Raw genomic sequence first — 11,298 nt, 5'->3', positions numbered from 1 at the left:
ACGCGCGCTCCGGTCGCCGTCCCGCGGCAAGGCGGATACGTTCGATGCAGGTGGGACCGCTGGACCCTCGCCCAGCGGGGCGCCAGGCGCCTGACAGCAGGTCGGGGCCCTGATCCCAAGGACGGTGGTCGCCGTGGGCGACGCCCCTCACTACGACGTCATCATCATCGGCACCGGCGCCGGCGGAGGGACTCTCGCCCATCGCCTCGCCCCGTCGGGCAAACGGGTCCTGCTCGTCGAACGCGGCGGCTATCTGCCCCGCGAGCGGGACAACTGGGACTCGACGGCCGTGTTCGTGAAGGGCAAGTACCGGGCCCCGGAGTTCTGGCTCGACAAGCACGGCACCGAGTTCCCGCCCGAGGTCAACTACTACGTCGGCGGAAACACCAAGTTCTACGGGGCCGCCCTCTTCCGGCTGCGGCCCGAGGACTTCGGCGAGCTCCGCCATCACGGCGGCCTCTCCCCCGCCTGGCCGATCCGGTACGAGGACCTGGAGCCGTACTACACCCAGGCCGAGCACCTGTACCTGGTCCACGGACGGCACGGCGAGGACCCCGGCGAGGGTCCGGTCAGCGCGCAGTACGCGTATCCGCCCGTGGAGCACGAGCCGCGCATCCAGCAGCTGAGCGACGACCTGGAGAAGCGCGGCCTGCACCCGTTCCACCTGCCGATCGGCGTCAATCTGAGCCAGGAGGACGGGGGTCGGCCCACCCACTCCAGCGTCTGCATCCGGTGCAACCGGGTCGACGGGTTCCCCTGTCTGGTGCGCGCCAAGTCCGACGCCCAGGTGATCTGCGTCGAGCCCGCCCTGGAGCACCCCAACGTCGAGCTGGTCACGGACACCCAGGTGGTGCGTCTGGAGACGGACGACCGGGGGCGCACGGTCAGCGCTGTCGTCGGCCGGCTCCCCGACGGTTCGGAGGTCCGGTTCACGGCGGACGTGGTGGTCGTCTCCTGCGGGGCGGTCAACTCCGCGGCACTGCTGCTGGCCTCGGCGAACGAGCACCATCCCCACGGCCTTGCGAACAGCTCCGACGTGGTCGGCCGCCACTACATGCGGCACAACAACATGGCCCTGATGGCCGTGTCGAAGGAACCCAACGACACCCAGTTCCAGAAGACCCTGGCCCTGCACGACTGGTACCTCGGCGCGGACGACTGGGACTTCCCGCTGGGCGGCATCCAGATGCTGGGCAAGTCGGACGCCGAGCAGATCCACGGCGAGGCGCCCCGGTGGGCCGGTGCGGTGGCGCCCGACATGCCGTTCGAGGTACTGGCCCATCACGCCGTGGACTTCTGGCTGTGCGGTGAGGACCTGCCGATGCCGGACAACCGGGTCACCCTCGACGATGACGGGCGCATCCGGCTCGCTCTGGACGAGAAGAACAACATCGAGGGCCTGAAGCGGCTGCGGCACAAACTGCAGGGGATGCTCGGCCACTTGGGCATGCACGAGCACCATCTGCTGTCCCACAGCATCTATCTGCACAAGGGCATGCCGATCGGGGCGACCGCGCACCAGGCGGGCACGGTGCGCTTCGGCACCGATCCCGCCGACTCCGCGCTCGACGTGAACTGCAAGGCCCACGACGTCGACAATCTGTATGTCGTGGACACGAGCTTCTTCCCGAGCATCGGCGCGGTGAACCCGTCCCTGACGGCCATCGCCAACGCGTTGCGGGTCGGCGACCACCTGCTCGCCCGGCTCGGCTGACGGCGGGCACGGGGCAGGGGGCAGGGGGCAGGGGGCACGGAGGGGGCCGGCCGGTGGTCCGTACGGACGAAGCCGCCGCTCCCAACGGCCCAACAGCCCTTCCGAGAAGATGCCGACCACCTCATCGGGTGATTGCGTGGCGGAGTCCGGCCCGACCGGCCGGGATCGGCGCATCCGCGCAGCGAGGAGGCAGGACGGCATGGATTCCACGGTGGGAGCACCGCAGGGCGTGATCCCGGCGCGTTTGCTGCACGGCCAGAAGGCTCTGGTCACCGGGGCCAACTCGGGCATCGGCAAGGCCACGGCCATCGCCCTCGGCCGGGCCGGCGCCGATGTGGTGGTGAACTACGTGGCGGGCCGCGACGCCGCCGAGGAGGTGGCCGAGGAGATCGCCTCGTTCGGGGTGCGCTCGGCGGCCTACGAGGCCGACGTGTCCCAGGAGGACCAGGTCGTCGCCATGACGGACCGGATGGTGAAGGAGTTCGGCACCGTCGACATCCTCGTGGCGAACGCGGGACTGCAGCGTGATGCCTCGGTCATGGAGATGACCCTCGCCCAGTGGCAGAAGGTCATCGACGTCAATCTCACCGGCCAGTTCCTGTGCGCGCGCGAGGCGGCCAAGGAGTTCCGGCGCCGTGGCGTGGTCCCCGAGGTGTCCAAGGCCGCCGGGAAGATCATCTGCATGAGTTCCGTGCACCAGATCATCCCCTGGGCGGGGCACGTGAACTACGCGTCCTCCAAGGGCGGTGTGCAGATGATGATGCAGACCCTGGCCCAGGAGCTCGCGCCGGAGAAGATCCGGGTGAACGCGGTGGCCCCGGGGGCGATCAAGACCCCGATCAACCGCGCGGCCTGGGAGACGCCCGAGGCGCAGAAGGACCTGCTGCGGCTCATCCCGTACGACCGGATCGGCGACCCGGACGACATCGCGCACGCCGTCGTCGGGCTCGCCTCCGATCTCATGGACTACGTGGTGGGGACCACCCTGTACGTCGACGGCGGCATGACGCTCTTCCCCGGATTCGCCACCGGCGGCTGACCCGCTCCCGGCCCTTCACCCACCGATCCGACGAAGGCGGTCATGCCCCTCTCGCTCCATCTGCTGGCGGCGGACGCCCCGGCCCAGCTCCTGCCGGCCCGGGAGCTCATGGCCTTCACGCTGGCCGCCCACATCATCCTGGTCCCCCTCGGCGTGGCGTTTCCCCTCATCACCCTGGTGATGCACTACCGCGGGCTGCGCAGGAACGACGCCACGGCCCTGCTCCTGGCCCGGCGCTGGTCGGCCGTCATGGCGGTGCAGTTCGCGCTCGGCATCGTCACCGGCACGGTGCTTTCCTTCGAGTTCGGTCTGCTGTGGCCCGGCCTGATGGGACGGTGGGGTGATGTCTTCGGCGTCGGATTCGGCGTCGAGGCCTGGGCCTTCTTCCTGGAGGCCGTGCTCATCGCCATCTATCTGTACGGGTGGCGGAGGCTGAAGCCGCGCACGCACTTCCTCCTCGGGCTGCCGCTGCCGTTGGCCGCGCTGCTCGGGGCGTTCGGCATCCTGGCCGCCAACTCGTGGATGAACACGCCCCAGGGCTTCTCGCTCGACGCGGCGGGCAACCCGGTCGACGTGAACGTCTGGAAGGCGATCTTCACGCCGATGTTCGGCCCGCAGTACTGGCACTTCGTCGTGGGGATGATCCTCACGGCGGGCTTCGTGGTGGCCGGTGTCTACGCCACGGGCTGGCTGCGCGGCCGCCGGGACCGCTACCACCGGCTCGGGTTCGCCGTGCCGTTCACCATCGCCGCCGTCGCCGCCCCGGTGCAGTTCGTCCTCGGCGACTCCATCGCCCGGTCGGTGTTCCACAAGCAGCCGGTGAAGTTCGCCGCGATGGAGATCGTCTGGAAGACCGACACGCGGGTCCCGGAGTATCTCTTCGGGCGCCTGCAGGAGGACGGCAGCGTCAAGGGCGGCCTCAAGATCCCGCTGCTCGACTCCTTCCTGGCCGGGTTCAGCCCGAACACCGAGGTGGTCGGGCTGACCTCCGTTCCGGCCGATCAGCGCCCGACGGCCACTCAGGCGACCATCGCCCACTGGGCCTTCGACCTCATGGTCCTCATCGGGTCCGCGCTCGTCCTGCTCGCCCTCTGGTACGGGCTCGTCTGGCTGCGGCACCGCCGGCTGCCCGCCTCCCGCTGGTTCTACGGCGCCGCGGCCTGCGCCGGTGTCGGTTCCGTCGTGGCCGTCGAGTGCGGCTGGATCGCCGCCGAGGTGGGACGCCAGCCCTGGATCGTCTACGAGAACATGCGGGTCGCCGAGGCCGTGACGGCGACCCGGTCCACCAGCCTGTGGATCATGTTCGGGGTGGTGGCGGCGGTGTACGTGTTCCTGTTCGGCTCGTTCCTCGTCGTCCTGCTGAAGATGCGCACCCGCTGGCGGCTCGCCGACGAGCAACAGGCCGCGGCGGGCGCCCACACGCCGGAGGACGACATCCCCTACGGTCCGCGCGCGTCGATTCCCGCGGGCGACCTGCCCGCCGGCGGCCCCGGAGCCGGCCGGTCCGGGGGTGAGGACCGGTGACCGCCGACCTCATCGCCGTGGTGCTGCTCCTGGCCGTGACCGCGTACGCCTGCGCGGGCGGCACGGACTACGGGGCCGGCTTCTGGGACCTGACGGCCGGCGGGACGGAACGCGGCCGGCGTCCCCGCCGGCTCATCGACCAGGCCATGGCTCCCGTGTGGGAGGTCAACAACGTCTGGCTGATCTTCCTTCTGGTCATCATGTGGACCGGCTTCCCCGTCCTCTTCCAGACCGTGTTCTCCGCGATGTGGCTCCCGCTCGCCCTGGCCGCCGTGGGCATGGTGCTGCGGGGCGGCGGTTTCGCACTCCGCAAACCCACGCAGCGACTCGCCGGCCGCCGCCTGTACGGTGCCGTGTTCGCGTGCGCCTCGCTCGTCACGCCGTTCTTCCTGGGGGCCGCCGTCGGCGGGGTCGCGTCGGAACGGGTGGCTCCCGGCACCGAGGCCTCGGCCGATGTCTGGGCCGGCCCGACCTCGGTGGTGTTCGGCCTGGTAGCCGTCGCGACCACGGCGTTCCTCGGCGCGGTGTTCCTCACCGGGGACGCCCGCAGGTTCGACGCGCCCGATCTGGTCGGCTACTTCAGACGGCGGGCGCTTGCCAGTCTCGCCGTGCTCACCGTCCTCGCCGTGGTCACCGGGTTCGTCACCCACGAGGACGCCCCCTACGTGTGGCACGGACTCACCCATGGCCTGGGGCTGTTCTTCGTCGTCGTGTCCGGAGCGGCCGCCCTCGCGACGGCCTGGCTGCTGCTGCGTACGCCGGGCACCTGGGTGCGCGTCACGGCGGTCGGCGTCGTCGCGTGCGTGATCGTCGCCTGGGGCATGGCCCAGCGCCCGTATCTGCTCCCCACCTCGCTGACGGTCTCCGACGCCGCGGGCGCGCCCGCCACGCTGACCTGGCTGGCGATCGTCACCCTGGTGGCCCTGCTCGTGGTCATGCCGGCCGTCGTCCTCCTCTACCGGCTGGACGCCCGCGGTGAGCTGGAGGAGCTCTCCGACTCCGAACTGCGGAAGCCGGAATGAGCGAGAACGACATCCTGCTCGGCCTCGCCCTGACGGTGGTGCTCGCCACCGCCTCGCAGATCCTGGCGAACAAGCTGCGCGTCCCGGCCCTCGTCGTGCTGCTGCCCGTCGGGTTCGCCGCCGGCGCGCTGACGGACGTCATCCACCCCGACAATCTCCTCGGGTCGGCCTTCTCGGACCTGGTGTCCCTGTCGGTCGCGGTGATCCTCTACGACGCGGGGCTCGGACTCGACCTGCGCAAACTCGCCGGGCACACCCGGCGCGTCGTGGGCCGGCTGCTCGTGTACGGCGTGCTGCTCACCTTCCTCGTCGTCGGTTCGGTGTCGCCGGCGATGTTCGGCATGGACCTGCGCGTGGCCGCGATGCTCGGCGTGATCCTCGTCGTCTCGGGTCCCACGGTCGTGGGACCGCTGCTCGACTTCGTGCGGCCGACCGACAAGGCGCGGCGCATCCTGATCTGGGAGGGGACGCTGACCGACCCGATCGGTGGCATCCTCGGCGCGCTGACCTTCCACGCGGTGGCCACTTCCAGCCAGGTCGACCTCGGCCGCGGTTACCAGGTGGGCCAGTTCTTCATCAGCCTGGCCGTCGGTCTGGTCGGCGGGGTCGTGGGCATCGCGCTGCTCTGGTTCACCCTGCGCGTCCTGCGGCTCGGCGAGATCCTGGGGACGCTGGCGCAGCTCGCCGTCGTGATCGGCATCTCGGCGGGCTGCGACATCGTGCGCGACGACACGGGGCTGATCGCCGCGATCGTGGCGGGCCTCGCCGTCGCCAACATCCGCGGCTTCGACATGCCGGCGCGCCGGCCCTTCTTCGAGACGCTCGTCCAGCTGATCATCGGACTGCTCTTCGTCTCCATCTCCTCCACCGTCACCCCGGCGTCGGTGGTGCCGGTGCTCCTTCCCGCGCTCGGCCTGATCGCGATCCTCGTCCTGGTCGTGCGCCCCCTCGTGGCCTTCGGCTCGACCGTGCGCACGGATCTGTCACGGGGCGAGCGCGGCTTCATCGGCTGGATGGACCCACGCGGCATCGTCGCGGCCTCCACGGCCTCGGCCTTCTCCGCCGGTCTGGTCGAACGGGGGGTGACCGGGGCGTCGAAGATCCTTCCGGTGACCTTCCTGGTGATCGTGGGGACCGTGCTGCTCTACGCGCTGACGGCGGCGCCGGTGGCCCGGCGCCTCGGGGTCGTCAAGGACACGGGTACCCGGGTGCTGCTCGTGGGCGGCGAGCCCTGGGTGGTCGACCTCGGCAGGGCACTGCGCTCCGCGGGCCTCGACGTGCTGATGTGGGCCGGTCTCGACGAGGAGCGGGAGAGGATCAGGGACACGGGGATCGAACTGGCCAAGGGCGAACTCCTCGCCACGGCCATCAACCCCGGGGCCCGGCTCGAGGGCGTGACGGCGGTCTTCCTGGCCACGGACGACGACGACTTCAACGCGCTCGCCTCGATCGTGATGCAGGACAACGTCGACGGGCCGGTCTACCGGGTGGGCCCGCCGCAGGACAGCCACGGCGTGGTCGCCCCGTACACGGGCGCCCACATCCTCTTCGGGCGCTCCCTGGTGCGCCATGTCCTCGCGGAGCGCTATCGGCGCGGCGCCCGGTTCGTGGTGCTGCCGGCCGGCGAGCCGCTGCCGCCCGGGCACGACACGCTGTTCGTGGTGCGGGCCGACCACCAGCTGGATCCGGTCACGGAGCGGAGCGAGAGCGTCCCACGGGACGGGGACGCTCTCGTCCTCCTCGGGCCTGCGGCTACCGGTGCTCCCTGAGCATCGAGTCCAGGGTGATGGCCGCGTCGATCAGGGCCAGGTGGGTGAACGCCTGGGGGAAGTTGCCCAGTTGCCGGCCGGTCAGGTCGATCTCCTCGGAGTACAGGCCGAGATGGTTGGCGTACGTGAGCATCTTCTCCAGGACCAGTCGGGCCGTGTCGATGCGTCCGGCCCGGGCCAGGGCGTCGACGTACATGAAGGTGCACAGCGAGAAGGTGCCCTCGGAGCCGCGCAGCCCGTCCGGAGACGCCTCCGGGTTGTAGCGGTAGACGAGACTGTCGCTGACGAGTTCGTTCTCCATCGCGTCCAGGGTGGACTTCCACATCGGGTCGTCCGGCATGATGAAGCCGACCGTCGACATGCGCAGCAGCGCCGAGTCGAGCACGTCGTCGCCGTAGTGCTGGACGAAGGCCTGCTTCTTGGGGTCCCAGCCGCGGTCGAGCACCTGCGCGTAGATCTCGTCCCGCGCGTCCACCCAGCGTCCGCCGGCCGCGGGGCGGCCGTCGTCGTAGGCGATCCGCAGGGCCCGGTCGAAGGCCACCCAGGACATCACCCGGCCGTAGGTGAAGTCCTTGCGGCCGCCCCGGGTCTCCCAGAGCCCTTCGCCGGGCTGGTCCCAGTGGTCGACCAGCCAGTCGAGCAGGGTGTGCAGCGCGGTCCAGCCGCCGTGGTCGAGGTGCATGCCGTGCTCGTGCGCGAAGTAGATGCTGTCGAGCGCCTCGCCGTAGATGTCCAGCTGGAGCTGGGTCGCGGCCCCGTTGCCGATCCGGACGGGGGCGGAGCCGCGATACCCCTCCCAGTGGTCGAGGGTCTCCTCGACCAGGTCGGCGGTGCCGTCGACGCGGTACATGATGTTCAGTGGTCCGGAGCCGTTCCCCTGGCCGGCATCCTGCTTCACCCGGTCGTGCAGCCAGTCGATGAACGCGGCCGCCTCTTCCTTGAATCCCAGGCCGAGCAGGGCGTAGACGGAGAACGAGGCGTCACGGATCCAGGTGAACCGGTAGTCCCAGTTGCGCTCGCCGCCCAGCTGCTCGGGAAGTCCCGCCGTGGGAGCGGCGACCAGCGCACCGGTCGGCGCGTACGTCATGAGCTTCAGCGTCACGGCGGAACGTTCCACCGCCTCCCGCCAGCGGCCGGTGTAGGTGGACTGGCCCAGCCACGAACGCCAGAAGCCGACCGTCTCGTCGAAGAGCCGCTGGAACTCCTCCAGTCGGACCTCCTGCGGCGGCCCGTCCGGGGCCGATTCCATGACGATGCCGCGCTGCTGCCCGGCCCGCAGGGTGAGGGAGAAGCGCACGTCCTTGTCGTCGGCGGTGAGCGTGCTCGCCAGCCGTTCGTCCTGCGGCTCGCGGACGGCATGGACGGCGAGGGTCAGATCCTCCGAGGTGAACAGGGCCCCGTGCTCGGTGAGGTGAACCTGATGCGGCTTGCGGCCGTAGTCGAAGCGCGGGGCGATCTCTCCCTCGAACGTCATGCTGCCGCGTACACAGCGCAGCATGCGCACGATCCGGTGCCGGTCGGTCGCGGTCCGTCCGGTCACGGGCATGAAGTCGACGACCTCCCCCGCCCCGTCCTCGGTCATGAACCGGGTCACCAGAACGGCGGTGTCCGGGTGGTAGAGCTGCTTGGTGGTGTACGTGCCCACGGCCGGCCGTACGGTGCAGTGACCGCCCTTGCGCCGGTCGAGCAGAGCGCCGAAGACGCTGGGCGAATCGAACCGTGGACAACAGAACCAGTCGATCGTCGCCTCGGTCGTCACGAGGGCCGCCGTCTGCAGATCACCGATCAGGCCGTGGTCCTCGATCAGGGGATAGTCGTCCATCGTCGACCCCTTTCAGCCCCGGTCGACCGCACTCGGGGCACCGTCACACCTCGGTCGGAGCGGACCGGGCGCACCCGATCAGCTTAGGTCGCCGTCGCCGGTCCGTCCTGATGGCACGATTCGCCCGAGGTGACAGCGCTGCCGCTGCCCTGCGCCGGTGCGGGAATCGCCCTAGCGTGTTCGCATGACCTCCTGGGCCACCAGATTCCGGTTGCGGCAGTACGTCAAATCGAGCCTGTGGATCGTGCCCATGCTCGGTCTCGTCCTCGGCACGCTGCTCTCCGAGCTCGCGCTGGTCGCCGACGGCTCGAAGTGGCTGCCGGGCGACTGGAACTACTCCGCCACGACGGCGAGCGGTGTGCTCACCGCCATCGTGGGCGCGATGGTGGCGCTGCTCGGGTTCGTCGTCACCATCGGTGTCCTGGTGGTGCAGCAGGCCACGGGTACCCTCTCGCCCCGGTACATGCGCCTGTGGTACCGGGACCGGCTGCAGAAGGCCGTCCTCGCGACCTTCACGGGAACGTTCGCGTTCGCCTTCTCCCTGCTGCGCAGCGTCGAGTCCGACTCGGTGCCCGACGCCGGGGTCGCCCTGGCCGGCATGGCGGTGGCCGTCAGTCTCGTGCTGCTGCTCATCTACCTCAACCGGTTCACCCACAATCTGCGGCCGGTGGCCGTCGCGGAGCTGGTGGCGCGCATGGGTGAGGCCGTGTTCACCAGCGGCGCGGCGCAGATCCGGGGCGCGTCGGCCCGGGGCGCCGAAGCCCTGCCGTCGGACGGCCCGGTGCTGCGCATCCGTACGGTAAGGGGCGGCGCCCTCCAGGCCTTCGACGTGCCCGGGCTGGTCGCGGCGGCGGCCCGCCACGACTGCGTGTTCGTCGTGACGCGGCTGATCGGGGACTTCGTACCGCCGGACACCGTGCTCGTCGAGGTGCACCGGGCCGGAGGCGTGGCCGCACCCGCGTCCCGGCCGGACCCGGCACGGGTGGCCGGTCTCATCGCCCTGGGGCCCGAGCGCACCATCGACCAGGACCCCGCCTTCGCCCTGCGGGTCCTCGTCGACATCGCCATCCGGGCGCTGTCCCCGGCGGTGAACGATCCCACGACCGCCGTGCAGGTGATCAACTACATCGAGTGGCTGCTGCACACGGTGGGCAGGACGCGCCTTCCCGGCCGTTTCGTGCTGGCCGACCGCCACGGGGAGGCCCGGCTCGTGCTGCTCGGGCGCGACTGGGAGAGCTATCTTCAGCTCGCCACCTGCGAGATCATGGCCTACGGAAGTTCGTCCGTGCAGATCTGCCGGCGCCTGCGGGCCATGCTGGAGGGGCTGCTCGACACCCTGCCGCCGGAGCTGCACCCCTCGGTGCACGCCCAGTTGCGCCTGCTGCGGCAGTCGGTCGAGCGGGAGTTCACCGATCCGGACCGCCGTGCCGTGGCGGAGCAGGCGGACCACCAGGGCATCGGCGGGCAGTCCTCCTGAAGCCGCTCACCCCGCTCATGCCGCCGCCCGCGCGGTGTACGCGCGAGCGGCGGGGTGAGCAAGGTTCAGGAGCGGTCAGGAGCCGAGGATGCGGCTCTTCTGGGCCTCGAACTCGGCCTCGGTGAGCACCCCTTGCTCCTTGAGCTGACCGAGCTCCTTCAGCTGGGAGATCTTGGCGTCCATCGACGGCGCGGCCGGGGGCGGCGGAGCGCTGTACTCCTGCTGGGGCGGCGGCGCGGCGCTTCGCTCGTAGTCCTGCTGCGCCCACCGGCCCGCCTGCCGGCGGGAGACGCGGTTGGACACGGCGGTGGCGGTACCGGCGACGACCGCGGTGCGTGCGACACCGCGAAGAAGACCAGGCATGACAGTTTCCTTCTTGTCGGGCGGCCGTCGGCCGTCAGGAGGCGGACCCGGCCTCGACGGCCTCCAGGGTTTCGAGCAGGTCCTGGGCCGGGATCCTTCCGTTGGCCACCATGCGTGCTCCGCTGCGGCGCAGGGCGGCCGCCAGCGGCGCCGCCCACAGGTTCTCGTAGACGATGACCCCGGCGGAGTTGCCGGGTTCGAGGACGCCGGCGGCCTCCTGGAGGTCGTCCTCGCCGAGCAGGCCGGAGGAGGCACCCTCGAAGACGGCGAGGTCGAGTTCCCCGTCGCCGTCCAGGTCGGTGAGCTCGAGCGCGGTGACCGAGCCGTCCTCGTCCTTGCGGACGAAGGACAGGTCGAGGATGCGGATGATGCGCCGCTCGACGAGATCGAGCAGCAGGGGCAGGCCTTCTCCGGTCATGCGATTGCCCGGGAACTCCAGGACCAGGTAATCGACGGGTCCCATCTCGGAGAGTTCGTCGACGCTCATTCCGACTCCTCGCTGGCGGCTGACTTCGCTGGCGGCTGACTGCCTCCGACGGTGCGGCGCCCACGGCCCCCCGGCCGCACT

The 11,298-nt window shown here is 70.6% G+C and carries 9 protein-coding genes; 6 read left to right on the top strand and 3 right to left on the bottom strand.

Annotation, left to right across the window (positions count from 1 at the left end; all coding sequences use genetic code 11):
- Window positions 1-133 precede the first annotated feature (133 nt).
- The 5 genes from JAO84_RS34455 to JAO84_RS34435 all read left to right on the top strand — a co-directional run bounded on the left by JAO84_RS34455 (window position 134) and on the right by JAO84_RS34435 (window position 7,068).
- A complete protein-coding gene (locus JAO84_RS34455) occupies window positions 134-1,714 on the top strand; it encodes a GMC oxidoreductase (protein WP_370416383.1) in 1,581 nt (526 codons plus the stop codon).
- Between the two features lie 199 nt (window positions 1,715-1,913).
- Window positions 1,914-2,753 (top strand): SDR family oxidoreductase, encoded by an 840-nt coding sequence (locus tag JAO84_RS34450; protein WP_370416382.1) that lies wholly within the window; start codon window positions 1,914-1,916, stop codon window positions 2,751-2,753.
- Window positions 2,754-2,795: 42 nt separating this feature from the next.
- Window positions 2,796-4,277 (top strand): cytochrome ubiquinol oxidase subunit I, encoded by a 1,482-nt coding sequence (locus JAO84_RS34445; protein WP_370416381.1) that lies wholly within the window; start codon window positions 2,796-2,798, stop codon window positions 4,275-4,277.
- The gene (locus JAO84_RS34440) at window positions 4,274-5,299 is read left to right on the top strand and encodes a cytochrome d ubiquinol oxidase subunit II (protein ID WP_370416380.1); all 1,026 of its coding nucleotides are present in this window, start codon (window positions 4,274-4,276) and stop codon (window positions 5,297-5,299) included. Before JAO84_RS34445 ends, JAO84_RS34440 begins: the two co-directional genes overlap by 4 nt.
- Window positions 5,296-7,068, top strand: a complete 1,773-nt coding sequence (locus tag JAO84_RS34435) for a cation:proton antiporter (RefSeq protein WP_370416379.1) — start codon at window positions 5,296-5,298, stop codon at window positions 7,066-7,068. Before JAO84_RS34440 ends, JAO84_RS34435 begins: the two co-directional genes overlap by 4 nt.
- On the opposite strand, the gene JAO84_RS34430 is transcribed toward JAO84_RS34435, so the two are convergent.
- Window positions 7,052-8,890, bottom strand: a complete 1,839-nt coding sequence (locus JAO84_RS34430; protein WP_370416378.1) for a glycoside hydrolase family 15 protein — start codon at window positions 8,888-8,890, stop codon at window positions 7,052-7,054. The two genes, JAO84_RS34435 and JAO84_RS34430, sit on opposite strands and share 17 nt — an antisense overlap.
- 184 nt (window positions 8,891-9,074) lie before the next feature.
- On the opposite strand from JAO84_RS34430, the gene JAO84_RS34425 reads away from it, so the two are divergent.
- The gene (locus JAO84_RS34425) at window positions 9,075-10,367 is read left to right on the top strand and encodes a DUF2254 domain-containing protein (protein WP_370416377.1); all 1,293 of its coding nucleotides are present in this window, start codon (window positions 9,075-9,077) and stop codon (window positions 10,365-10,367) included.
- Between the two features lie 75 nt (window positions 10,368-10,442).
- On the opposite strand, the gene JAO84_RS34420 is transcribed toward JAO84_RS34425, so the two are convergent.
- Entirely contained in the window at window positions 10,443-10,730 is a 288-nt protein-coding gene (locus JAO84_RS34420; protein WP_370416376.1) for an SHOCT domain-containing protein, read from the bottom strand.
- Between the two features lie 34 nt (window positions 10,731-10,764).
- Entirely contained in the window at window positions 10,765-11,217 is a 453-nt protein-coding gene (locus tag JAO84_RS34415; RefSeq protein ID WP_370416375.1) for a DUF6325 family protein, read from the bottom strand.
- Between the last annotated feature and the right edge of the window lie 81 nt (window positions 11,218-11,298).

Source organism: Streptomyces fradiae (assembly GCF_041270065.1).
GTDB lineage: Bacteria > Actinomycetota > Actinomycetes > Streptomycetales > Streptomycetaceae > Streptomyces.
This window is presented reverse-complemented; position numbering and strand designations above follow the sequence as displayed.

Bases quoted from the DNA above. Each gene is read 5' to 3' on its own strand.
- JAO84_RS34450 (WP_370416382.1), top strand. From the start codon at position 1,914: ATGGATTCCACGGTGGGAGCACCGCAGGGCGTGATCCCGGCGCGTTTG.
- JAO84_RS34445 (WP_370416381.1), top strand. From the start codon at position 2,796: ATGCCCCTCTCGCTCCATCTGCTGGCGGCGGACGCCCCGGCCCAGCTC.
- JAO84_RS34435 (WP_370416379.1), top strand. From the start codon at position 5,296: ATGAGCGAGAACGACATCCTGCTCGGCCTCGCCCTGACGGTGGTGCTC.
- JAO84_RS34430 (WP_370416378.1), bottom strand. From the start codon at position 8,890: ATGGACGACTATCCCCTGATCGAGGACCACGGCCTGATCGGTGATCTG.
- JAO84_RS34425 (WP_370416377.1), top strand. From the start codon at position 9,075: ATGACCTCCTGGGCCACCAGATTCCGGTTGCGGCAGTACGTCAAATCG.
- JAO84_RS34420 (WP_370416376.1), bottom strand. From the start codon at position 10,730: ATGCCTGGTCTTCTTCGCGGTGTCGCACGCACCGCGGTCGTCGCCGGT.
- JAO84_RS34415 (WP_370416375.1), bottom strand. From the start codon at position 11,217: ATGAGCGTCGACGAACTCTCCGAGATGGGACCCGTCGATTACCTGGTC.